Annotated in this window: 19 protein-coding genes; 12 read left to right on the top strand and 7 right to left on the bottom strand. The window is 59.4% G+C overall.

Annotated elements, in window-relative coordinates; all coding sequences use genetic code 11:
- Positions 1 to 72 precede the first annotated feature (72 nt).
- On the top strand, positions 73 to 291 hold the full coding sequence (gene infA, locus BW989_RS10100; protein WP_076587867.1) for a translation initiation factor IF-1: 219 nt from the start codon (positions 73 to 75) through the stop codon (positions 289 to 291).
- A 99-nt stretch (positions 292 to 390) separates the two neighbouring features.
- Here the strand turns inward: infA and clpA are convergent, their stop codons facing one another.
- Together clpA and clpS are read right to left on the bottom strand one after the other, a co-directional pair.
- The gene (clpA, locus tag BW989_RS10095; protein ID WP_076587866.1) at positions 391 to 2,697 is read right to left on the bottom strand and encodes an ATP-dependent Clp protease ATP-binding subunit ClpA; all 2,307 of its coding nucleotides are present in this window, start codon (positions 2,695 to 2,697) and stop codon (positions 391 to 393) included.
- 43 nt (positions 2,698 to 2,740) lie between these two features.
- Positions 2,741 to 3,067, bottom strand: coding sequence for an ATP-dependent Clp protease adapter ClpS (clpS, locus tag BW989_RS10090; RefSeq protein WP_076587864.1), 327 nt, complete (start codon positions 3,065 to 3,067; stop codon positions 2,741 to 2,743).
- Positions 3,068 to 3,190: 123 nt separating this feature from the next.
- Here clpS and BW989_RS10085 point away from each other — a divergent pair, with 123 nt between their 5' ends.
- From BW989_RS10085 to BW989_RS10060, 7 genes are all read left to right on the top strand, one after another.
- Positions 3,191 to 3,688 (top strand): hypothetical protein, encoded by a 498-nt coding sequence (locus tag BW989_RS10085; protein ID WP_076587862.1) that lies wholly within the window; start codon positions 3,191 to 3,193, stop codon positions 3,686 to 3,688.
- 1 nt (position 3,689) lies between these two features.
- Positions 3,690 to 4,169, top strand: a complete 480-nt coding sequence (locus BW989_RS10080) for an NUDIX hydrolase (RefSeq protein WP_076587860.1) — start codon at positions 3,690 to 3,692, stop codon at positions 4,167 to 4,169.
- Positions 4,166 to 5,290: a tRNA 2-thiouridine(34) synthase MnmA gene (gene mnmA / locus BW989_RS10075; RefSeq protein ID WP_076587858.1), complete on the top strand. Its 1,125-nt coding sequence runs from the start codon at positions 4,166 to 4,168 to the stop codon at positions 5,288 to 5,290. The genes BW989_RS10080 and mnmA overlap by 4 nt, the downstream gene beginning before the upstream one ends.
- Positions 5,291 to 5,308: 18 nt before the next feature.
- Positions 5,309 to 5,929, top strand: a complete 621-nt coding sequence (gene hflD, locus BW989_RS10070; protein WP_076587856.1) for a high frequency lysogenization protein HflD — start codon at positions 5,309 to 5,311, stop codon at positions 5,927 to 5,929.
- Positions 5,930 to 6,261: 332 nt separating this feature from the next.
- On the top strand, positions 6,262 to 6,624 hold the full coding sequence (locus BW989_RS12465) for a hypothetical protein (protein ID WP_129582894.1): 363 nt from the start codon (positions 6,262 to 6,264) through the stop codon (positions 6,622 to 6,624).
- A 94-nt stretch (positions 6,625 to 6,718) separates the two neighbouring features.
- On the top strand, positions 6,719 to 6,952 hold the full coding sequence (locus BW989_RS12615) for a hypothetical protein (RefSeq protein ID WP_165688588.1): 234 nt from the start codon (positions 6,719 to 6,721) through the stop codon (positions 6,950 to 6,952).
- 26 nt (positions 6,953 to 6,978) lie between these two features.
- Positions 6,979 to 7,530: an OmpA family protein gene (locus tag BW989_RS10060; RefSeq protein ID WP_165688587.1), complete on the top strand. Its 552-nt coding sequence runs from the start codon at positions 6,979 to 6,981 to the stop codon at positions 7,528 to 7,530.
- A 101-nt stretch (positions 7,531 to 7,631) separates the two neighbouring features.
- Here the strand turns inward: BW989_RS10060 and acnB are convergent, their stop codons facing one another.
- Positions 7,632 to 10,238 (bottom strand): bifunctional aconitate hydratase 2/2-methylisocitrate dehydratase, encoded by a 2,607-nt coding sequence (gene acnB, locus BW989_RS10055; RefSeq protein ID WP_076587851.1) that lies wholly within the window; start codon positions 10,236 to 10,238, stop codon positions 7,632 to 7,634.
- A gap of 247 nt (positions 10,239 to 10,485) precedes the next feature.
- Here acnB and acnA point away from each other — a divergent pair, with 247 nt between their 5' ends.
- The 4 genes from acnA to BW989_RS10035 all read left to right on the top strand — a co-directional run bounded on the left by acnA (position 10,486) and on the right by BW989_RS10035 (position 17,162).
- Positions 10,486 to 13,245, top strand: coding sequence for an aconitate hydratase AcnA (gene acnA, locus BW989_RS10050; protein ID WP_076587849.1), 2,760 nt, complete (start codon positions 10,486 to 10,488; stop codon positions 13,243 to 13,245).
- A 45-nt stretch (positions 13,246 to 13,290) separates the two neighbouring features.
- Positions 13,291 to 14,184: a M28 family metallopeptidase gene (locus BW989_RS10045; RefSeq protein ID WP_083688477.1), complete on the top strand. Its 894-nt coding sequence runs from the start codon at positions 13,291 to 13,293 to the stop codon at positions 14,182 to 14,184.
- Positions 14,185 to 14,370: 186 nt separating this feature from the next.
- On the top strand, positions 14,371 to 16,050 hold the full coding sequence (locus tag BW989_RS10040; protein ID WP_076587845.1) for an AMP-binding protein: 1,680 nt from the start codon (positions 14,371 to 14,373) through the stop codon (positions 16,048 to 16,050).
- A gap of 191 nt (positions 16,051 to 16,241) precedes the next feature.
- Positions 16,242 to 17,162, top strand: coding sequence for a crotonase/enoyl-CoA hydratase family protein (locus BW989_RS10035; RefSeq protein ID WP_076587843.1), 921 nt, complete (start codon positions 16,242 to 16,244; stop codon positions 17,160 to 17,162).
- Positions 17,163 to 17,193: 31 nt separating this feature from the next.
- On the opposite strand, the gene BW989_RS10030 is transcribed toward BW989_RS10035, so the two are convergent.
- From BW989_RS10030 to prfB, 4 genes are all read right to left on the bottom strand, one after another.
- Positions 17,194 to 19,317 (bottom strand): ATP-binding protein, encoded by a 2,124-nt coding sequence (locus BW989_RS10030; protein WP_083688475.1) that lies wholly within the window; start codon positions 19,315 to 19,317, stop codon positions 17,194 to 17,196.
- Positions 19,314 to 20,366 carry a response regulator gene (locus tag BW989_RS10025; protein ID WP_083688473.1) on the bottom strand — a complete coding sequence of 351 codons (1,053 nt, stop codon included), beginning with the start codon at positions 20,364 to 20,366 and terminating at the stop codon, positions 19,314 to 19,316. The genes BW989_RS10030 and BW989_RS10025 overlap by 4 nt, the downstream gene beginning before the upstream one ends.
- Before the next feature lie 242 nt (positions 20,367 to 20,608).
- Positions 20,609 to 22,120 (bottom strand): lysine--tRNA ligase, encoded by a 1,512-nt coding sequence (gene lysS / locus BW989_RS10020; RefSeq protein ID WP_076587840.1) that lies wholly within the window; start codon positions 22,118 to 22,120, stop codon positions 20,609 to 20,611.
- A gap of 10 nt (positions 22,121 to 22,130) precedes the next feature.
- A protein-coding gene (prfB, locus tag BW989_RS10015; RefSeq protein WP_129582893.1) for a peptide chain release factor 2 occupies positions 22,131 to 23,262 on the bottom strand; the annotation gives its coding sequence in 2 pieces (ribosomal slippage) (positions 22,131 to 23,186 and positions 23,188 to 23,262; 1,131 coding nt in all).
- Between the last annotated feature and the right edge of the window lie 55 nt (positions 23,263 to 23,317).

Below are 23,317 nucleotides of genomic sequence, written 5' to 3'. Positions count from 1 at the left end.
TTGCTTGATCATGGCCGGACGTGGCACAATGTTGCGTTCTCCGCGCCGCTTCGGCGCATTTTTCGTGGATTTATGGCTAAAGACGACGTCATCGAGTTTGAAGGGACCATCAGCGAGACCCTTCCCAACACCATGTTCCGGGTGAAGCTCGAGAACGGGCATGAAATCATTGCCCACATTTCCGGACGCATGCGCAAGCACTACATCCGCATCCTCACCGGCGACAAGGTCAAGGTCGAAATGACCCCGTACGACCTCACCAAAGGTCGCATCACCTATCGCATGAAGTGATCCATCCGAATTAGATCTGGCGACGTCGCCTAGCGCATCGCCCAGACAAGAAAGCGGCCCTGAAAGGCCGCTTTTTTTGTTGCTGGATGTGGCTTCGGATCAGGCGTCGATCGAAGCGGTTTCCGCCTGCGGTTTGCGCTCGGGTGCGGCTTGCACGTCCAGCACCAGGGTGTCGTCCTTGACGTCGACATCCACATGACCGCCTTCGATGAGCTTGCCGAACAGCAGCTCGTCGGCCAGCGGGCGCTTGATCTTGTCCTGGATCACGCGAGCCATCGGGCGTGCACCCATCAGCGGGTCGAAGCCATGCTTGGCCAGCCAATCGCGCGCTTCCTGGGTGGCGGAGAGCGTCACGTGCTTCTCGTGCAGCTGGGTTTCCAGCTCGATCAGGAACTTGTCCACCACGCGCAAGATATGGTCGAAGCCGAGCGGCTGGAACTGCACCACCGCGTCCAGGCGGTTGCGGAACTCCGGGGTGAAGCCGCGGCGGATCACTTCCATCGCATCGGTGCTGTGGTCCTGCTGGGTGAAGCCGATGCTGCGACGCGAGGCTTGGGTCGCCCCGGCATTGGTCGTCATCACCAGGATCACATTGCGGAAGTTCGCCTCGCGGCCGTTGGTGTCGGTCAGCACGCCGCGGTCCATTACCTGCAACAGGATGTTGAAGATGTCCGGATGCGCCTTCTCTACCTCGTCCAGCAGCAGCACGCAGTGCGGGGTCTTGGTGACCTTCTCGGTCAAGAGTCCGCCCTGATCGAAGCCGACATAGCCGGGCGGCGCGCCGATCAGGCGGCTGACCGAATGCGGCTCCATGTACTCGCTCATGTCGAAACGCACGAACTCGATCCCGAGCTGCATCGCCAACTGCTTGGTCACCTCGGTCTTGCCCACACCGGTCGGGCCGGCGAACAGGAAGCTGCCGATCGGCTTGTCCGGGTTGCCCAACCCTGAGCGCGAGAGCTTGATCGCGCTGCTGAGGGTCTCGATGGCCGGGTCCTGGCCAAAGATCACCATCTTCAGGTTGCGCTCCAGGTGCTGCAGCACGTCCTTGTCGGAATTGGACACCTGCTTGGCCGGGATCCGCGCCATCTTGGCGACGATGGTCTCGATCTCCTCCACGTCGATGTTCTGCTTGCGCGCGGCCTCGTCCAGCAGGCGCTGGCGGGCGCCGGCCTCGTCGATCACGTCGATGGCCTTGTCCGGCAGCAAACGGTCATGGATGTGCTTGACCGACAGATCAACGGCCGCCTGGATCGCCTCGTCGTCGTAACGCACGCCGTGATGTTCTTCGTACTTGGTCTTGAGCCCGCGCAGGATCTCCACCGCTTCGCCTACAGTCGGCTCGACCACGTCGATCTTCTGGAAGCGGCGCGCCAGCGCACGGTCCTTCTCGAAGATGCCGCGGTATTCCTGGAACGTGGTGGAACCAATGCAGCGCAGCTCACCCGAGGCCAGCATCGGCTTGATCAGATTGCTCGCGTCCATCGCCCCGCCCGAGGCCGAACCGGCACCGATGATGGTGTGGATCTCGTCGATGAAGAGGATGGAGCCTGGGATTTCCTTCAAGCGTTTCAGCACCGCTTTCAGGCGCTTCTCGAAGTCGCCGCGGTACTTGGTGCCGGCGACCAGCGCACCCAGGTCCAGCGAGTAGATGGTGGCGTCCTTCAGTACCTCGGGCACGCTGCCTTCGACGATGCGACGGGCCAGGCCTTCGGCCAGCGCGGTCTTGCCCACACCCGCCTCACCCACGTACAGCGGGTTGTTCTTGCGGCGGCGGCACAGCACCTGGATGGTGCGCTCAATTTCCTCGCCACGGCCCACCAGCGGGTCGATGCGGCCTTCCAGCGCTGCCGCGTTGAGATCTGCCGCGAATTCGGCCAGCGCATCGCCCTTGCCTTCCGCCGCGGCTTCGGCGGAACCCCCCTCGTGGTCGCCCTCACCTTCCGGCTGGCTGGCTGGCTCGCCGTCATCGCCCAGCTTGGAAATACCGTGGGAAATGAAATTGACCACATCCAAACGGGTGACATCCTGCTGATTCAGGTAATACGCCGCCAATGAGTCTTTTTCGCCGAAGATGGCGACCAAGACATTGGCGCCGGTCACTTCTTTCCGGCCCGAGGACTGCACGTTGTAGACGGCGCGCTGCAGCACGCGCTGAAAACCGATGGTCGGCTGGGTATCGCGGCCGTCATCGCCCGGCAGCACCGAGACCGACTCGTTGATGCCCTGCTCCAACTCGCGGCGCAGGCGGTCAGAGTCGGCATGACAGGCGCGCAGCACTTCCTGCGCGGCCGGGTCGTCCAGCAGCGCCAAGAGCAAGTGCTCCACGGTCATGTATTCGTGCTTGGCCTCGCGGGCCAGCTGGTAGGAGCGATGGATGCTGCGTTCGAGGTCTTTAGAGAACATGGTTTATCCCGAAAACGGTACTGCAACCGTTATGGGGACGACGCTACGCTTTTTCCATCGTGCACAACAGCGGGTGCTGGTGCATGCGTGCGAAATCGTTCACCTGAGCGACCTTCGATTCAGCTACCTCGCGGGTGTAGACCCCGCAAACGCCGCGCCCGCGGGTGTGGACATGCAGCATCACCTGCGTGGCTTTCTCCTCATTCATCGAGAAAAAGTTCATCAACACTTCGATGACGAAATCCATTGGGGTGTAGTCATCGTTCAGCAGCAGCACGGTGTACAACGGTGGGCGCGCCAGCTTGGGCTTGGCGACCTCCACCACGGCCCCATGATCGTGGTCGCGATCAGGGCGTTCGGTGTTGGACATGGCACGGATGCGGTGGTTAAGCGGGGGATTCGACCTCATGCCGTGATTATAAAGTCGACACCGCCTGCATGGACGTGCCCAGTGGCGCTGGCGATAATGCCCTGACCTTTCAAGGAACCCTGCATGCGCTCTGTTGGCATCCACATCGTCCTCTTATCCCTGAGCCTAGGCCTGTCCGGCACCGCGTGGGCGCAGGCGTCGACGCCGCAGGCAGACCCAGCCATCGCGGCGCAGCTCAAGGCGCTCGACTACAAATACGAAGTCGATGCCGATGGCGATTACAAAATGACCTTCGATATCGATGAAGAAGGCCGGCGCTCGCAACTGGTCTTCGTGCGCTCGGCCGTAGACGATTACGCAGGCTACAAAGTGCGTGAAATCTGGTCGCCCGGCTACAAGGCCAGCAGTGACGTTTTCCCCAGCGCAGTGGCCAATCGCCTGCTCGAAGCATCGATGACCAGCAAGATGGGGGGATGGGGCAAGCAAGGCACTGCCGCTGTCTTCATCGTCCGCATTCCGGCCGATGCCGACAAGGATGCGCTCGATGCCGCCATTACCGCCGCCTTCAACAGCGCAGACCAAATGGAAGCCGAGCTGACCCCCGGCAAGGACGATCTCTGACGTGAGCTATCGCGAAGGCCGCTTCTGGCAACCCGATGTCACCGTCGCCACCGTCGTTGTGCGCGATGGCAAGTTGTTGTGCGTGGAAGAACGCGTGGCCGGCCAGCTGGTGATCAATCAACCCGCCGGGCATCTGGAGCCCGATGAAAGCCTGCAAGAAGCCGCTATCCGCGAAGCACTGGAAGAAACCGGCTGGAATGTGCGCCTGACCGGTTTTGTCGGTGCCTATCAATGGAAGGCACCGCTCAACCCCGATGGTAGCGGCGGACGCCATTACCTGCGCTTTGCATTCTGCGGCGAAGTACTTGGCTTTGATGACCAGCGAAAACTGGACGAAGGCATCGTCCGCGCGGTGTGGTGGACGCCTGCAGAACTGCAATCGGAAAGTGCTCGTCATCGCAGCCCGCTGGTGTGGCAAGTCGTGGCTGATTTCCTTGCAGGACGCCAACAACCGCTCGAACTCGCGCAGCAGATCGCGTGAGCCAGGCAAGGACGATCGTCGGGTTGTCCGGCGGCGTGGATTCCTCGGTCGCCGCCCTCCTCCTGCAACGCGAGGGGGAGTCCATCGCGGGCCTGTTCATGCAGAACTGGGCCGATGATGGATCGGGCGAGTGTCGTGCGGAAGATGATCGCCGCGATGCCGTCGCCATCGCCGGCAAGCTGGGCATCCCGATCCACTTTCGCGATTTCTCGCAGCAGTACTGGGATGGCGTGTTCCAGCATTTCCTGGACGAATACGCCGCAGGCCGCACCCCCAACCCCGACGTGCTGTGCAACCGCGAGGTCAAGTTCAAGCACTTCCTCGATGCCGCGCGTGAACTGGGGGCGGATTACATCGCCACCGGCCATTACGCACGGACCGATGAAGTCGATGGTCGCCATCGCCTGCTGCGCGGGATGGATCGCAACAAGGACCAAAGCTACTTCCTGCATCAACTCGGGCAGACGCAGTTGGCCGCGACCAAATTCCCGGTGGGTGAATTGCCAAAACCCGCCGTGCGCCAATTAGCGGCCGATGCAGTTTTTGCCACGGCCAACAAAAAGGATTCGACCGGCATCTGTTTCATCGGCGAGCGCGATTTCCGTAGCTTCCTCGCCCAGTATTTGCCGATGCAGCCGGGTGAAATCCGCGACCCGGATGGCGTGCTGCTGGGCCAACACGATGGCGTGTTCTTCCACACGCTGGGCCAGCGTGGCGGTCTTAATATCGGTGGCGTCAAAGGGCGCGAAGCGGCGCCGTGGTATGTCGTCGGCAAGGATGTCGCCAGCAACACGCTCACCATCGACCAAGGCGTGGACAGCCCGTATTTGATGTCGATGCGGCTGCTGTCCGAGCCTGCACACTGGATCGCCGGTGCACCGCCCGCGGCAGCATTCGAATGTACCGCGCAGACGCGCTACCGCCAGCCCGATGAAGCCTGCCGCGTCGAAGTGCGCGAAGATGGCGGTCTCTTGATTCATTTCGATGCGCCCCAACGTGCGGTCACCCCCGGTCAATCGGTCGTGCTCTATCTTGGCGATGAATGCCTCGGTGGCGCGGTGATCGCAGCGACCGATGCGCCGCTGCAACGGACGCACTTCGACACATTGTTCAACACCTGAAATCCAATACGGAACACGATGAACGACGACCAGATCTCGCTACGCGTCATGGCCCTTGCCGGTCTCCTGCAAGCTTTGCAGGAAGTGCGGCACCTGGCCGAGAACGGTCGCGTGGATCAAGCACGCCTGCAAACCGCGATGGACAGCGTGCTGCGCATTGATGCGGATTCAGTCGCGGAGATCTATGGCGGTGTCGCGCCGGTGGCCAATGGGTTGCGCACGGTGATTGGTTATCTGAACAATCAAATGGGCGACCCACAACTGCCAAAGATCGCATTGGCCGTACTGCAGCTGGAGCGCAACTTCAGCCGCGATGCCGATGCGATGGAAGACGTCCGCAGCGCCGTTGCCAAGCTTGCCGGGCAAGCGCACAACGATGGCGCGACACACCCAGACATCCTCGCCAAGCTGGGCGACATTTATGCGACCACGCTCAGCCCGATGAAACCGAAGGTGATGGTGCAAGGCAACCCGCATTACCTCGCGCAATCACAGGTGGTCGGCGAGATTCGTGCGCTGCTGCTGGCGGCGATTCGCTCTGCCGTGCTGTGGCGGCAGATGGGCGGCACGCAATGGGACTTCCTGCTCAAACGGAGCGAGATGAAACGCGCGGCGACAGCGTTGCTTGCCGGGACCTGATTACCGTTTGATTCTGCAATGCAAGTAAAAAGCCCCGGTTTCCCGGGGCTTTTTCATCACGCAGAAAAAACGATCAAGCCGTCTTGGTTAAATTGTCCCTGACACCTTTTTAGACACCTTTTTAGATTGTTTAAACTTCTCCGTCATCATGACGTAACAATAATTCTGATAACAGTTGAGCTTGATAATACATCCACTAAGTTCTGCCATCTTTACTTAACATTGAAGCATTACACATCCCGAATATCTATGTGATATTGCGAAGCTTCGTGTTCTAGAATCTGATAGCTGCTAGCTTTTACAGCACTTCACTTTTCATGGAGGATAGTGATATGAGTGAGCCAGGCCACATTGAAACAATCACAGTTACAGCATCTGCCGACCCAGCTCTTTTTTCCAACTTTGCCAATATGGCTGCTGTATTTGATTTCTTTGGAGGAAGTCAAGGTGGACAGCCTAGCGAAGAGGATTACCCGGTAGAGGAAGGCGGGCTAATTATTGAAGTCGATCCAGATACTGAAACCCTAATCTCAAGCTCTGAGTTTCAGAGGCTAAACCAGATACTGAAGGCTGAAATTTTTAAAGACCCTCAGCTAATGGCCGCGTTCGCTAGTTTCATATCGCAAGGAGGATTTTTTTACTGTAACAAATGCCTCATCTGCACTTTTTCATCGAGGCCCGCCGCCGCACATTGATTTGCCACAAATAATGCTAACACCCAGCAATAGCATGCTCTCTGACTCCCTGTTTAAATTAACTCACGAAATATATCATCACATACACAGAACCATGCCTGACGGATTAGTTACTAAGGAACAATGGGCTTACAACGAAGCAATTGCCTCGTTTGAGACATACAAAACTCTAGAGCGAACTGGAATGGTGCCGAACAATAACAACATTTTTGATGGCGTTGGCGTGGTTGTAAATGCATTTAAGAACGCAGAAAGCGATACTGGCGCTATGGAAAGTTTGAAGGCGCACTATAGAAATAAATGGGACGAACTATATCCCCCGCAGTAATTGATAATTCGGCAGGAGATCGCATCATGAAATTCGGATTATCAGCTTTCTTGAGTCTGGTTGTTTTGCTGCCGGGCTGTCAAAGCTTGCATATATATGAGCCAACCAATTCAAACTCCATAGTCATGGACGATGATGGGGATGGCATATCCAATGCCCGTGATACATGCTCTGCAACTGACGCGCACGAACCCGTCGGCCCGGATGGCTGCCCTGTTTCGCTCATCAAAGAGCAGGTGGGAAATATCATTTTATTTCATCGTGGCAGCGCGAAAATCACCCCTAAGGGCGAAACGGTAATCTTCAATCTTCTATCTGCCGAAATACGGGAATTCCCCAGCGCAGTCATTGAAGTTGAGGGCTATGCCGATGTGTGTGGAAGCGACGCGGCAGACTTTGCGCTTTCAGAGCTGCGTGCGAAGAACGTTGCTGAACACATGATTTCCAATGGACTAGATGCCTCAAGAATCCGGTCAGTGGTCGGATTTGGTCACCGACGGCCTTCCTCAACCACGCCTAGCAAGTGTGACCAGCCTTTCAACGATCGCGTGGTCATTGTGGGGAAGATGGCGAATTGATTTTCAGGCAGCCCGGTGAACCTATTCTCACAACCGACTTGGGCTGTTCAAACAAAAAAGCCCCGGTTTCCCGGGGCTTCTTTACTGCAGTGAGAAAACAATCAAGCTACCTTCACCGTATCCGCCACATCCTTGTACTCGGGGATCTGATCGAAATTCATGTAGCGGTAGATCGTCTCGCCGTTCTCGTTGACCACGCCGATATCCGCCAGGTATTCCTCGCGGGTCGGGATGCGACCCAGGCGCGAGCAGATCGCAGCGAGTTCGGCCGAGCCAAGATACACGTTGCTGTTCTTGCCCAAACGGTTCGGGAAGTTGCGGGTCGAGGTGGACATCACCGTCGCGCCCTCGCGCACCTGCGCCTGGTTGCCCATGCACAGCGAGCAGCCCGGCATTTCCATGCGCGCACCGGCTGCGCCGAAGGTGCCGTAGTGGCCTTCTTCGCTCAGCTGCTGCGCATCCATGCGGGTCGGCGGCGCGACCCACAGGCGGGTCGGGATATCGCGCTTGCCTTCCAGCAATTTCGCCGCGGCGCGGAAGTGACCGATGTTGGTCATGCACGAGCCGATGAAGACTTCATCGATGGTCGCACCCGCGACATCCGACAAGGTGCGTGCATCGTCCGGGTCGTTCGGTGCGCAGATGATCGGCTCGACGATCTGGTCCAGGTCGATGTCGATGACCGCCGCGTACTCGGCATCCGCATCGGCTTCCAGCAACTGCGGGTCGGCCAGCCATGCTTCCATCTTGTCGATGCGACGCTGCAGCGAACGCGCATCGGCATACCCTTCGGCAATCATCCACTTCAGCAGGGTGATGTTGCTGTTGAGGTATTCGATGATCGGGGCCGGGTCCAGCTTCACCGTGCAGCCAGCGGCGGAGCGCTCGGCCGAGGCATCGGCCAATTCGAACGCCTGCTCCACCTTCAATTGCGGCAGGCCTTCGATCTCGAGGATACGGCCAGAGAAGATATTCTTCTTGCCCTGCTTCTCCACCGTCAGCAAGCCTTGCTTGATCGCGTACAGCGGGATTGCGTGGACGAGGTCACGCAGGGTAACGCCGGGCTGCAACTGGCCCTTGAAGCGCACCAGCACGGATTCGGGCATGTCCAGCGGCATCACCCCGGTCGCGGCGGCAAACGCCACCAGGCCCGAGCCCGCCGGGAACGAAATGCCCACCGGGAAGCGCGTGTGCGAATCGCCGCCGGTGCCGACGGTGTCGGGCATCAGCATGCGGTTGAGCCAGCTGTGGATGATGCCGTCGCCCGGACGCAGCGAAATGCCGCCGCGCGTCGAAATGAATTCCGGCAGCGTGTGGTGGGTCTTGACGTCCACCGGCTTCGGGTAAGCCGCGGTGTGGCAGAACGACTGCATCACGAGGTCTGCGGAGAAACCAAGGCAGGCCAAGTCCTTCAATTCGTCACGGGTCATCGGGCCGGTGGTGTCCTGCGAACCCACCGAGGTCATCTTCGGCTCGCAATAGGTGCCCGGGCGGATGCCCTTCCCTTCCGGCAGGCCGCAGGCGCGACCGACCATCTTCTGCGCCAGCGTGTAGCCGCGGCCGCTGTCGGCCGGATCCACCGGCAGACGGAACAGGGTCGATGCGGGCAGGCCGAGCGCCTCGCGCGCCTTCGCGGTCAGGCCGCGACCGATGATCAGCGGAATGCGGCCACCGGCGCGCACTTCGTCCAGCAGCACGTCGGACTTCAGCACGCTCTCGGCGATCTGCCGGCCGTCCTTGAACGCGGCGACCTTGCCGGTCGCATGATCGATGTTGAGCTCGACCACATCACCCATGTTCATCTCGGCCACGTCGATTTCCAGCGGCAGTGCGCCGGCGTCTTCCATGGTGTTGTAGAAGATCGGCGCGATCTTGCTGCCGAGGCACACGCCGCCGAAGCGCTTGTTCGGGATGAAGGGGATGTCTTCGCCGGTCCACCACAGGACGCTGTTGGTCGCCGACTTGCGGCTGGAGCCGGTGCCAACCACATCGCCCACGTAGGCAACCAGGTGGCCTTTCTCCTTCAGGTCCTGGATCAGCTGGATCGGGCCGCGCTTGCCGTCTTCCTCCGGCACGAAGGACGCGTTCTCGCGCTTATTCTTCAGCATCGCCAGGCCATGCATCGGGATATCCGGACGCGTGGTGGCATCCGGCGCGGGTGACAAGTCATCGGTATTGGTTTCGCCCGGCACCTTGAACACGGTGATGGTCAGGCTTTCTGGCACTTCCGGCTTGCTGGTGAACCATTCGGCATCGGCCCAGCTCTGCAGCACGGCCTTCGCGTTCGCGTTGCCGGCATTGGCCTTGGTCTGCACATCGTGGAAGGCATCGAACACCAGCAGCGTGTGCTTGAGTGCGTTCGCAGCGGTTTCACCCAAATCCGCATCGTCCAAGAGCTCGATCAGCGGGTGGATGTTGTAACCGCCCAGCATCGTGCCGAGCAGTTCCACCGCGCGCTGACGCGAGATGAGCGGCGTCGCTTCCTTGCCGAAGGCGACGGCAGCCAGGTACGAGGCCTTTACCTTCGCCGCATCATCCACACCGGCCGGCACGCGGTGGGTGATGAGGTCCACCAAAAAGTCACCCTCGCCCGCCGGCGGGTTCTTGATCAGCTCGATCACCTCTGCGGTTTGCTGCGGGGTGAGCGGCAGCGGCGGGATGCCGAGGGCGGCGCGTTCGGCGACGTGTTGGCGGTAGCTGGCGAGCATGAGTGGGGTCCTGTCGGGGTGCCGCGACACCGGCCGAAAGGCCCGTCGCGTCACTGGGGTGAAAGTACAGAAGGCAGCCGTGCGGCCGCACTCGGTATTTTCGCCTGAATACGCTTTTTGATCAACTCCGAGTGCGCGCTAATCCCTTGAATTTCAAGGCCTGCGACCAAGGTCGAGGCCCTGCGTCACATGGCGTGAATGGGGTAGTCGCGATAATGTTCTGCTACCTCACATCGGGAAGCCACAGATGCAAGATTCCTTCGCCACCCGCGACCAGCTCCAGGTCAACGGCAAGACCTATCACTACTTCAGCCTGCCCAAGCTGGGCGCCCAATTCGACATCGCCCGCCTGCCCTATTCGATGAAGATCCTGCTGGAGAACCTGCTCCGGCACGAGGACGGCGGCCAGACGGTCGGCCCCGAACACATCGAAGCTGTAGCGAAGTGGGAACCGAAGAAAGAGCCTGATACCGAAATCGCCTTCATGCCTGCTCGCGTGGTGCTGCAGGATTTCACCGGCGTGCCCTGCGTGGTCGATCTGGCCGCGATGCGCGATGCCGTGGTCAAGCTCGGCGGTCGCGCCGACCAAATCAATCCGCAAATCCCCTCGGAGCTCGTCATCGATCACTCGGTGCAGGTGGATGTATTCGGCCGCCCGGAAGCGTTGGACCTCAACGCCCAGATCGAATTCGAGCGCAACAAGGAGCGCTACAGCTTCTTGCGCTGGGGCCAGAAGGCCTTCGACAACTTCAAGGTGGTGCCACCGGCGACCGGCATCGTGCATCAGGTGAACCTGGAGCACCTGGCCCGCGTCGTCGTCGAGCGTGAAGTCGAAGGCACCCTGCTCGCCTTCCCGGACACCGTGTACGGCACCGACAGCCACACCACCATGATCAATGGCATCGGCGTGCTGGGCTGGGGCGTCGGCGGTATCGAAGCCGAGGCCGCGATGCTGGGCCAGCCCTCCTCCATGCTCATCCCGCAAGTGGTCGGCTTCAAACTGACCGGCAAATTGCCGGAAGGCGCGACCGCGACCGACCTCGTCCTCACCGTCACCGAGATGCTGCGCAAACATGGCGTGGTCGGCAAGTTTGTCGAATTCTTTGGTGATGGCCTGCAACATCTGCCGCTGGCCGATCGCGCGACGATCGCCAACATGGCCCCCGAATACGGCGCAACCTGCGGCATCTTTCCCGTCGATAGCGAAGCGCTCAATTACATGCGCTTGTCGGGCCGCACGGACGAGCACATCGCGTTGGTCGAGGCGTATGCCAAGGCGCAAGGCCTGTGGCACGACGTGAGCAGCCCGCATGCGACGTACTCCGCCACGCTGGAGCTCGATATGGGCGATGTCAAACCGTCCTTGGCTGGCCCCAAGCGCCCGCAGGACCGCGTGCTGCTGAGCGACATGAAGGGCAACTTCAACGACAACGTCGGTCCGCTGACCGCGAGCCGCGCCGCCGTAGGTTGCGCCGTCAACAAACTCGACAGCGAAGGCGGTGATCAGCTACAGGCGCAGCGGCTGGCTGCCAAGCCGATTTCCAAGATCGAATTGGACGATGGCGAACATCACCTGACCGATGGCTCGGTGGTGATCGCGGCAATCACTTCCTGCACCAATACCTCCAACCCGGCAGTGATGCTGGGCGCGGGTCTGCTTGCGCGCAATGCCGCGGCCAAGGGACTCAAGGCCGCGCCGTGGGTGAAGACCTCGCTCGGGCCGGGCTCATTGGTCGTGACCGACTACTTGAAGAAAGCCGGCGTGCTGGATGATCTGGAGAAGCTTGGTTTCTTCGTCGTCGGTTACGGCTGCACCACCTGCATCGGCAACTCCGGACCGTTGCCGCAGGCGGTGAGCAAGGGCATCGCCGAAAACGATCTGGTCGTCGCCTCGGTGTTGTCGGGCAACCGCAACTTCGAAGGCCGTGTGCATGCCGAGGTGAAGATGAACTACCTCGCCAGCCCGCCGCTGGTGGTCGCCTACGCGATTGCCGGTACCGTCGACATCGACCTGACCAAAGAACCGCTGGGCCAAGATCAGGACGGCAATGATGTCTTCCTGCGCGATATCTGGCCGAGCAACAAGGAGATCGGCGACGCCATCGCCGCGACGGTCGGCCCGGAGCTGTTCAAGCAGAACTATGCCGATGTGTTCAAGGGCGACAAGCGCTGGGCGCAGGTGCAGTCCCCCGACGGACAGATCTACGCCTGGGATGACGCTTCGACCTACATCAAGAATCCGCCCTACTTCGGAGGCATGACGATGGACGTGGGCGGCATCGAGGACATCGATGGCGCGCGGATCATTGGCATCTTCGGCGACTCCATCACCACCGACCACATCTCGCCCGCCGGCAAAATCGAGAAGGATTCGCCGGCCGGTCGCTACCTCCTCGAGTGCGGCGTGCAGCCGGCCGACTTCAACAGCTACGGCTCGCGTCGCGGCAACCACGAGGTGATGGTGCGCGGCACTTTCGCCAACATCCGCATCAAGAACCTGATGCTCGGCGGCGAGGAAGGCGGCTACACGCTGTATTTCGGCAAAAGCGGTGCCGGCGAAAAGATGGCGATATACGACGCGGCGATGAAGTACAAGGCCGATGGTGTTCCGCTGGTGGTGTTTGCGGGCAAGGAATACGGCACGGGCTCATCGCGCGACTGGGCGGCCAAGGGCACCAACCTGCTCGGCGTGAAAGCGGTGATCGCGGAAAGTTTCGAGCGCATCCATCGCTCCAACCTGGTCGGCATGGGCGTGTTGCCCTTGCAGTTCATGGATGGCGAGAACGCGCAGGCGCACGGACTGGATGGCAGCGAGACCATCGCGATCAGCGGACTCAATGATGGCGCGTCCAAGACCGCAACCATCACCGCCACGCGCACGGATGGCACCAAGACATCGTTCGAGGTCAAGGTCTTGCTGCTGACGCCGAAGGAAGTTGAATACTTCAAGAACGGCGGCTTGCTGCAATACGTGCTGCGTCAATTGGCTGGCAGCAAAACAGCCTGACCGTATCGCTCAAGGATATTCGTCCCCTTTGCAAGGATCCTGACCATGCGCCAGAAGTCCCGTTTTTCCATCATCGCTGCTGTTCTGGTTGTCGCTGGGTGTGCTTCCACACCCCAGCCAGCGACACGCGATGTGGCAGCGCAGTGGCAAGCGCAGGTCACGGCGATTAGTGCGGGTGACGACACGGCTGAGCGGGGACAGGCGATCAAGAATCACCTGTCCTCACTCGGACTCCTCGCTCGTGAGGAGACCTTTACCTCGGGCAAGTTCAAGGGCACGAATATTTTTGCCGATGTCGGCGGACCGACTGGCACGCCTCTCTTGCTGATCGGTGCGCATTACGACCGCGTGGACTTAGGTCGTGGCGCTACCGACAATGCATCAGGCTCGGCAGCGGTGCTCGAGTTGGCTTCGGCATTCAAGTCTCGCCCACTCAAGAATCATCGCGTCGTAGTCGTGTTTTGGGATCTGGAGGAACGCGGTCTGCTCGGCTCACGGGCCTACGTGTCCAATGCCGAAAGCGAGAAGCCGGCGATGTACGTCAACTTCGACGTGTTCGGTTGGGGCGACACCCTGTGGATGATGCGTCCGGCCAACGAACGCTGGCTGGATGCGGAGACAACGGCAGCCGCCAAGGCCAACGACTTCCAGCTGAGTGCGGGTGAAATGTATCCGCCTACCGATCACCTTGCTTTCCTCAAGGCGGGATGGCCTGCGGTTTCCTACTCGCTGACCGACAAGGACGAGATCGCGGGCGTGCTCGCGGCTTACCAGAACCTTGAGAAAGATCCCAAGTCACAGCCGAAGATGCCCAAGATCATGCAAGTGATCCATAGCGAACGCGACACGGTGGATGCGTTGGATCCTGCCACCATCCCGCGCGCCTTGCGCACGGTCGAGGACGCTTTGCGTGCATGGGATGCAAGCAACCCGAAATAAGCGAAGCCTGCTGCCCACGTCCCTTCTTCAAGTCGACACCACCTAGTCCGCAGCTTGAGTTGTTGCAACGCAGCAAGATTATTGTGGCGCGACTCGCCTTGTCACTGATGGGAGCCTATGCTCCAATCAGAAGACTTATATACGCCGCCGAATCCTAGTAGCGGCTCATTTGCAGGGGAATCATGCATGTCCGAACAACGTCCTTGGTTGAGCAGCTATCCGCAAGGTGTCCCGGCTAATATCGATCCGGATGCCTATGCGTCAATCAACGACGTGGCACGCCAGGCGATCGACAAACACCGTGATCGCAAGGCTTATCACAGCATGGGCAAGGAGTTGACCTACGGCGAGCTGGACAAGTTAGTCGATGACTTCGCTTCTTACTTGCTCAATGACCTGAAGCTCACCAAGGGCGATCGTGTCGCGATCATGATGCCCAACTGCCTGCAGCAGCCGATCGCCACCTTTGGTGTGCTGCGCGCCGGCCTGACCGTGGTGAACGTCAATCCCCTCTATACCGCTCGGGAACTCAAACATCAGCTGACGGACTCGGGGGCAAGCACTATCGTCGTGATCGACAACTTCGGCCACACACTGGCCGAGATCATCGACGAGACGCCAGTCAAACATGTCATCACTACCGGCCTCGGCGACATGCTGGGCGGCTTCAAGGGTAGTCTGGTCAACTTCGTCGTCAAACACGTCAAGAAGATGGTGCCGGCCTATCAGATCAATGGCGCAGTCCGTTTCCGCGATGCCCTGGCGATGGGATCGCGCAACACACCGCCCAAGGTCGAAGTCAGCAATCGTGATATCGCTTTCCTGCAGTACACCGGCGGCACCACCGGCGTCGCCAAGGGCGCGGTGCTCACCCACCGCAACCTCATCGCCAACATGCTGCAGGCAGGCGCATGGGTCTCCGGGAGTGTGAAAGAAGGTGAGGAAATCATTATCACGGCGCTGCCGCTGTATCACATCTTTGCGATGACGGCGAACGGCCTGGTCTTCATGAACCTCGGCGCGAAGAACGTGCTGATCACCAACCCGCGTGACATGCCGGGTTTCGTGAAAGAGCTGAAGAAGCACAAGTTCACCGCGTTCACTGGCGTCAATACGCTCTTCAATGGCCTGCTCAACACGCCGGGCTTCTCCGATATCGACTTCACAAGCCTGCGCCTTACGCTCGGTGGCGGCATGGCCGTGCAACGTTCGGTCGCTGAGCGTTGGAAGAAAACCACGGGTTGCACTTTGGCCGAAGCTTATGGCCTCACCGAGACCTCGCCGGCGGTCTGCATCAACCCGCTAGATATCCCTGAGTACAACGGTTCGATCGGTCTGCCGGTTCCTTCGACTGATATCTGTATCAAGGACGAAGACGGCAACACCCTGCCGATGGATGGCGAGGCGATTGGCGAGTTGTGCGTGAAAGGCCCGCAGGTCATGGATGGCTATTGGAAGCGCGACGACGAAACCGCCAAGGTGATGGATGCCCAGGGCTGGCTGCACACGGGCGACATGGCTCGCATCGATCCGACCGGTTATGCCTACATCGTCGACCGCAAGAAGGACATGATCCTGGTCTCCGGCTTCAACGTGTATCCGAATGAAGTCGAGGACGTGATAGCGGCGATGCCGGGAGTTGCCGAAGTTGCAGCCGTGGGCGTCGTTGATGAGCATTCCGGCGAGATCGTGAAGGTGGTCATCGTGAAAAAAGACCCTGCCCTCACCGCTGACATGGTCAAGGCTTACGCCAAGGAAAACCTGACCGGCTACAAGCGACCGCATATCGTCGAATTTCGTGACGAGCTTCCCAAAACAAATGTTGGCAAGATTCTTCGTCGTGAACTTCGTGATGAGGCGAAGTAAGTCCTCTTGTCAGAATCAAGTCAAAGGCCGGGACATTTCCCGGCCTTTTTTATGGATGGCCATGTAGCCGATTGTCGGGCGCTACACACCTCTTCCAGGTGTTGGGTTTAGAGTGACGACGCCGGGCCTTAGATCCCTCTCCGTAGCCACCTGCGAGCCTGGCCGCGGATGGCTTGTCAGGGGATATACCAATGCAGAACGTCGAACTGCTCCACCGCGAAGCCGAACCCTCCACGATCCGGATTGAGCGTGATTCAAGCAACCATGCGCACTGGTGCTTCATGCACGCGAAACAGGCATTTGCTGATCCGCATTACCGTGCCTGTTTTTCACCGCGCTTGCTGCGTGAGTTGCGCCTCTTCGCACGCGAGACCATCGAGTCGATATCGCAGCTGGACAAGGAGCAGCCCGGCGAGCTTTCCCACATCGTGCTGGCCTCCGACAGCCACGTGTTCAACCTCGGCGGCGATCTCGAACTATTCCAGAAGTCGATTCTCGAACGCGATCGAGAAGGCTTACGCCACTACGCTCATGAGTGTGTAGACAGCATTCATCTCTTACAGACACGTCTACATCCCAATGCACACACCATTGGCCTCATCGAAGGTGATGCACTCGGTGGTGGGTTCGAGTTGGCGCTTGCATGCCAGACCATCGTCGCTGAGCGTGGTGTGCAGATGGGTTTCCCGGAGGTTCTGTTCGGTCTATTCCCGGGCATGGGTGCCTATACCTTGCTGACACAGCGCGTCAGCCCCAAAGTCGCCGAAGAGATGATGCTCAATGGCGTGATGTATTCCTCCGAGCAACTGCACGAAATGGGCATCGTCGACATCTTGGTACCGAAGGGTGAGGGCGTCCGCAAGGTTCATGAAACCATTCGGCAGAACAGACGCATCAGCGGTGCACGCCTGGCATTGCATCAGATCCGCGACGGTGCCCACCCTGTCACCCATGAAGAACTTATCCGAGTGACGGATATCTGGGTGGAAACGGCTATGAATCTGGATGACAAGGCGATGCGCATGATGCAGCGGCTAGTGCGTGCGCAATTACGTCGACCTGAAGAGGTGACTGAAAACATGGCTATGAAGGAAAGTTGGCGCGGGGGCTAATAGCCAGGGGGCAAACGCAGTGCCCCCTTGCTTATTCCTTGGCATCATCGCTGCGCAGAATGATCTGGCGTGCAGCCAGTGCGGTCATGGCCTCGGCCAAGCCCTGCTCCATGCTGGTCAGACGTCGTTGCCAACTGATGCGCAAGTCATGGTTGCTTGCCCGCATTCCATCTTCAGCCTGAGCGGAGAGCTGTAGCGCCCCCATGTTCCCTGCCGCGCCTTTCAAGGCGTGGTGGGCATCGCGGCACTCGTCCCAGAGTTCGGCTTCAGCGGTCCGCCGTATCTCTCGCATGCAACGACGCGCATCCTGTATGCACTCTTGCAAGAAGCTCCTGACAAACTCTTCGCCCAAACCCATCTGCCTAAGGTCTTCCACCATGTCATGGCTGATAGCAACAGGCCTGACGATCTTTCCGTCATCTGCTTTGGTAGGCGAAGTTGTCGGCCCGGTCGCGGCGATGATCGCCTCGAGCAGCTTGGCTACGACGACGGGTTTATAGAGCACAGCATGCGCACCTGCCTGTACTGACTCGCCTTCCGCCTCAGACGTGGCGTCCGCAGTCAAGACAATGAACGGCGTTTTCTTGGTGCGTCCTGCTTGGAGCCACCGCGCTTGCTTGAGTAGCTCGATGCCATTAACACCCGGCATGTGCAGATCGGTGATGACTAGATCAATTCGGTCGGTGTCCAGCGCGTCCAGTACCGCATCGGCATGGCCAGCCCAGCGCACGTGATGTCCCGCCTTCTCAAGCAATCGACGTACGACCAGCACATTCGCTTCCTGATCATCGACGACCATGATCTGCTTGGGTTGGATACGTGCGCGATGACGCAGGAAGGGATCATCGAAGGCGATGACATTGCCAAGTTCAACTTTTTTCGGGACTTCAATCGCTGCATTCGCGACCCGCATCGGCACCTCGACCCGGAACATCGAGCCAATGCCTTCCGTACTGCTGAGCTCAATATGGCCGCCCAAGAGCTCGGACAGCGCCCGAGCAATAGTCGTGCCGAGGCCGCTCCCGCCATAGCGGCGATCACGGCCGCTATCTGCCTGCTCGAACATGCGGAAGATCCGCCCTTGCGCCTCTGTTGGAATACCGATGCCTGTATCCGAGACGTCGAAGCGCAGCTGCAAATCGTCGCGGTCCCGCGATAACACCGTTATTTCCAGCTGCACGCTGCCAGCCGGTGTGAACTTGACTGCGTTAGAGAGCAGATTCACTAGGATCTGACGCAAGTGCGCACTGTCACCATGCAAATTCCGCGGCAGGTCGCTCGGAACCTTCATCGTGAAGTCGAGTTGCTTGGCTTGGACCGCTGGCAATAGCATCACGCGTATGCCATCGAGAAGCTCGACTAAGTCGAAATCACTGTCATGGCGCTGTAGCTTCCCGGCTTCGATGGCTGAAATATCGAGGACATCCTCCACCAGTAGCTGCAAGGCACGGGCCGATGTAAGGATGACTTTTGCACTGTCCTGCTGCTCGCTGCTCATCGGAGTTGTATGCAGCAATTCCGCCATGCCGATGATGCCATTGAGTGGTGTGCGCAGCTCATGGCTCATGGTGGCCACGAATCGGGATTTCGCCGCACTCGCAGCGCGAGCCTCCTCGGTGGCTCGGGTCAGCGCCTTTAGCAGGCTACTAAAGTAAAGCGGAATCGCCACAAGGCCTGCGAGAAGTCCCCAGCCGACCCATGGGTTCTGCTGCCAGTATGGTGTGGACAGGATGACGGCGAGGAAAGTCACACTAGCCATCGCGATAGCGACGTACAACCAGCGTGGCCCATAGCGCAAGCCATTGCCGATCGTCACCCACATCAACAGCACATATAGGGGTGCCAGCATCTCACCTAAGAGATACATGCCGATGCCCATTAGGCTGTAGTCGGCCATCATCCCGAGCAAACGGCGTGGGTTGCTGGGGGCGGGACGAACCAACATCCAGATGATGATGGACAGGCCGATTGCAAATTCCACGCCGAGGAATGCGAAAGACAATTGGAATTCGCGAACCACATCTCCTTGTGGACGGATGGCGAACCAAAGATAGCCCGCCACCAGAGTGAGGATGACGATGCGAACGAAGGCCTGCTGATGCTCGCTATCGGGCCGGCCGGCCAAACGTGACTGCATCCAGCTCACAGAATTCACGGCATAGACTCCAGACGCCGGACATAGTGATTGCAAATATCCTGTAAACGCTCACGTTCGCGCATCAGCACATCCACGCAATCCGGGCAGAACAAACGTCCGCGCTGGGCAAACAGATAACCCAGCACCTCTTCTGTGCTCCACGCATGCTTGTAGGGTCGTGGGGAAATCAGCGCGTCGAAGACATCGGCAACCGCGACTATGCGTGCCTCCAACGGGATGTCCTTGCCCTTCAATCCATGTGGATAACCGCTACCATCGAAACGCTCATGGTGATAAAGCGCGACCGTGGCACCTGTGCGAATGAAAGGATTGTGGCTATCCGATAGCAAGTCCGCACCGTTGCGAGGATGCTTGCGCATGATCTCGAGCTCGGCTTCATCCAGCTTGCCTGGCTTGAGCAGGATGGCATCGGGCACGGCGATCTTGCCGATGTCATGCAGGGGCGCAGCCATTTCGATCAGGCGTGCATGCTCATCGGGCAGACCGAGCCCATCAGCGATCAATCCTGCAATACGCGACATACGTTCCAGATATGCGCTCGTGCCGACATCGCGCATCTCGATGGCGCGGGCCAGGCGCGACAAGGTTTCGCGTTCGCGCTCTTCGATTTCGTTCATGCTGGCCAACAAGCGTTGTTCCAGTGACAAGGCGCGTTGCTTGACCGATTCAGATTGTTGTCGAAGGTGAAGCAAGTTGCGGCATCGTGCCTTCAATTCGCGCGGGCGAATTGGCTTGACCAGGAAATCGATCACCCCCGCTTCGAGTGCAGCTTGCCGAACAGGCTCGTCGCCCACGACGGTTACCAGCACGATGGGGACATCTCGATGTTTGAGCGAGCGACGGAAGCGATGGGAGAACTCTAGCCCGTCCATGCCGGGCATTCGGTAATCAAGCAGCAGGAGATCCAGCGAGTTCGTCTCGCACCATTCCAGAGCGGCGACGGGTTCCCCCATGTCATGCACATCCAGCGCAGGACTAATATCTTCCAGTATCCGGCGCAACATGGTGCGCGCTGAGTTCTGGTCATCCACGATCAAGACGCGCACGTGATGGCTCCGGTTCCGGCCCCCCCTGGCCTTCTTAAATTGACTGATTGTCCTGAATTTTAAGCAAACGCCATGCCACTAAGGGCGCGTCCATGCTTTGTGATGCAAGCGCTTGAAGCAATGCGAATAGCATCTCACTTTTGGCGATTTTGAGTAATCAATCCATAGCCGTATGGAGTGCGATGCTGACTCTTTGGTACATGCGCGTCGCTTGGTGCCGCGGCATGTCAGTTACGTCGCGATCAATCTGTCACAGGACGCATGTAGGGAAACAACAACACATCACGGATCGACGCGCGATCGGTTAACAACATTACCAATCGATCAATGCCGATGCCCAGACCACCGGTCGGTGGCAGGCCCACTTCGAGTGCACGGATGTAATCGGCATCGAAATGCATAGCTTCGTCATCGCCCGCGTCCTTGGCTTCGACCTGAGCCTGGAAGCGCGCGGCCTGATCTTCGGGGTCGTTGAGCTCGGAGAAACCGTTGGCGATCTCCTTGCCGCCGATGAAGAGCTCGAAACGATCAGTGATGCCCGGCTCGGTATCGGATTCGCGCGCAAGCGGCGAGACTTCCACGGGATAGTGCGTGATGAAGGTGGGCTGGATCAGTCCGCCCTCGACCGTCTTCTCGAAAATTTCGAGCAGCAGCTTGCCCCACCCGTAGCCCTTTTTGACCGGGACTTTCAACCGCTCGCAGTGCGCGGCCAATGCGTCACGGTTACGACAGTCGGCTTCGCTGATTTCCGGATTGAGCTCGCGCACGGCTTCTTCCAGCTTCCAGCGCCGGAACGGCTTGCCGACGTCGATCTCGCGCCCTTCCCATCCCAACGCGGTCTGGCCGATGGCGTCTTCGGCCACATGGCGAATCAAGGCCTCGGTCAGGTCCATGACTTCGGTGTAGGAGACGTAGGCCTCATACAACTCGAGCATGGTGAACTCGGGGTTGTGGCGGGTGGACACGCCTTCGTTGCGGAAATTGCGGTTGATTTCGTACACACGCTCGAATCCACCCACGACCAGGCGTTTCAGATACAGCTCGGGCGCGACGCGCAGGAACAGGTCGAGGTCTAGTGCATTGTGATGCGTCACGAACGGACGCGCCGTTGCACCGCCAGCGATGTAATGCATCATCGGCGTTTCGACTTCGAGGAAGCGGCGTGCATCGAGCCAACGGCGCATCGATGCAATCACCTTCGAACGCGCGACGAAGACATCGCGCGCTTCGGGCGTGACGATCAAATCGACGTAGCGCTGGCGATAGCGTTGCTCGACATCGGACAGCCCATGCCACTTGTCCGGCAACGGGCGCAGCGACTTGGTCAGCAGGCGCAACTTTTCGACCTTGACCGACAACTCCCCCGTTTTGGTACGCATGAGCCTGCCTTCGGCGGCCAGGATGTCGCCCACGTCCCAGTGCTTGAAGCGATCGTAGGCTTCGCCGAGCGCAGCCGATTGCAGGAACAGCTGGATGTCACCGGTGACATCACGCAACTTGGCGAAGGCCGCCTTGCCCATGATCCGCTTGGCCATCATCCGGCCGGCGATCGACACGCGGATACCTTCGGCCTCCAGGGCCTCGCCGTTCCATTTGTCAGCATCGGCGTAGGCGCTCTGCAAATCGCCAGCGTGGTCGGCGCGGCGGAAATCGTTCGGGAACGCGATGCCCTGCCCGCGCAGCGCGGCCAGCTTGCCCCGACGTTCGGCGATCAGGCTATTCTCGTCTTGTACGGGTGTGGCTTCTTCGTTCATCACACTTCCATCAATGCGTCATGTCGGCGCGCTTGGCGCCTGCGTCCAAACCGGATTTGAGGCTGGCCTCGATGAATTCGTCGAGGTCGCCGTCCAGCACCTTCTGCGTGTCACTGCGCTCCACACCGGTACGCAGGTCCTTGATGCGGGACTGGTCCAGTACGTAGTTGCGGATTTGGTTGCCCCAACCGATGTCTGACTTGCCGGCTTCGACCGCATCTTTCTCGGCATTGCGCTTTTGCAATTCGTGCTCGTAGAGCTTGGCGGCCAGCATCTTCATCGCGGTGTCGCGGTTCTGGTGCTGGCTGCGACCATTCTGGCAAGCCACGACGATATTCGTCGGCAAGTGGGTGATGCGGACGGCGGACTCGGTCTTGTTGACGTGCTGGCCACCCGCACCGGACGAACGATAGACATCCACGCGCAGGTCAGCCGGATTGATCTCGATGTCGATGTTGTCATCGACTTCCGGCGAGACGAACACACTGGTGAAACTGGTGTGTCGACGGTTGTCGGAATCGAACGGCGACTTGCGCACCAGACGATGCACGCCGGTCTCGGTTTTTAACCATCCGTAGGCGTAATCGCCCTCGACCCGGAAGGTGGCCGACTTTATGCCTGCGACATCACCGCCCGAGGCTTCCATCAGCTCTACCTTCCAGCCGCGGCCTTCGGCCCAGCGCAGGTACATGCGCAGCAACATCTCGGCCCAATCCTGAGCTTCAGTGCCGCCGGCGCCGGCCTGGATGTCCACAAACGCACTGTTGTTGTCCATCTTGCCGGAGAACATGCGTTGGAACTCCAGCTTCTCGACATCTTTCTCGAAGCGATCGACATCGGCGACCACGGCCAATGCAATCTCTTCGTCGTCTTCCATTTCGGCAAGCTCAAGAAGCTCATTGCCGCCGGTCAGGCCTTCGGTCAGGCTGCGGATGCCGTTGACATTCTTGTCCAGCGAAGCACGCTCGCGCCCCAGCGCCTGTGCACGTTCCGGGTCATTCCAGACATCGGGACTTTCCAGCTCCCGCTCTACTTCCTCTAGACGCTCTTTCTTGGCGTCGTAGTCAAAGAAACCCCCGGAGCGCATCGAGGCGACCGATCAGGTCGGCGATGCGGGCTCGGACGGGATTAAGCTCGATCATGGCGTGGGATATTCAGGTGAAACGGTCGGCAATTCTAGCAGCTGACATGGCCTAA

The sequence above is a fragment of the Solilutibacter tolerans genome (assembly GCF_900155935.1).
Classification (GTDB): domain Bacteria; phylum Pseudomonadota; class Gammaproteobacteria; order Xanthomonadales; family Xanthomonadaceae; genus Solilutibacter; species Solilutibacter tolerans.
Note: the sequence above shows the minus strand (reverse complement) of the source record. Positions and strands in the feature narration are given on the sequence as shown.

What these genes read in the sequence shown, in the direction of transcription:
- hflD (WP_076587856.1), top strand. Translation starts at nt 5,309, where the DNA reads ATGAACGACGACCAGATCTCGCTACGCGTCATGGCCCTTGCCGGTCTC.
- acnA (WP_076587849.1), top strand. Translation starts at nt 10,486, where the DNA reads ATGCAAGATTCCTTCGCCACCCGCGACCAGCTCCAGGTCAACGGCAAG.
- BW989_RS12465 (WP_129582894.1), top strand. Translation starts at nt 6,262, where the DNA reads ATGAGTGAGCCAGGCCACATTGAAACAATCACAGTTACAGCATCTGCC.
- BW989_RS10040 (WP_076587845.1), top strand. Translation starts at nt 14,371, where the DNA reads ATGTCCGAACAACGTCCTTGGTTGAGCAGCTATCCGCAAGGTGTCCCG.
- infA (WP_076587867.1), top strand. Translation starts at nt 73, where the DNA reads ATGGCTAAAGACGACGTCATCGAGTTTGAAGGGACCATCAGCGAGACC.
- BW989_RS12615 (WP_165688588.1), top strand. Translation starts at nt 6,719, where the DNA reads ATGCCTGACGGATTAGTTACTAAGGAACAATGGGCTTACAACGAAGCA.
- BW989_RS10060 (WP_165688587.1), top strand. Translation starts at nt 6,979, where the DNA reads ATGAAATTCGGATTATCAGCTTTCTTGAGTCTGGTTGTTTTGCTGCCG.
- clpA (WP_076587866.1), bottom strand. Translation starts at nt 2,697, where the DNA reads ATGTTCTCTAAAGACCTCGAACGCAGCATCCATCGCTCCTACCAGCTG.
- lysS (WP_076587840.1), bottom strand. Translation starts at nt 22,120, where the DNA reads ATGAACGAAGAAGCCACACCCGTACAAGACGAGAATAGCCTGATCGCC.
- BW989_RS10045 (WP_083688477.1), top strand. Translation starts at nt 13,291, where the DNA reads ATGCGCCAGAAGTCCCGTTTTTCCATCATCGCTGCTGTTCTGGTTGTC.
- clpS (WP_076587864.1), bottom strand. Translation starts at nt 3,067, where the DNA reads ATGTCCAACACCGAACGCCCTGATCGCGACCACGATCATGGGGCCGTG.
- BW989_RS10085 (WP_076587862.1), top strand. Translation starts at nt 3,191, where the DNA reads ATGCGCTCTGTTGGCATCCACATCGTCCTCTTATCCCTGAGCCTAGGC.
- BW989_RS10035 (WP_076587843.1), top strand. Translation starts at nt 16,242, where the DNA reads ATGCAGAACGTCGAACTGCTCCACCGCGAAGCCGAACCCTCCACGATC.
- acnB (WP_076587851.1), bottom strand. Translation starts at nt 10,238, where the DNA reads ATGCTCGCCAGCTACCGCCAACACGTCGCCGAACGCGCCGCCCTCGGC.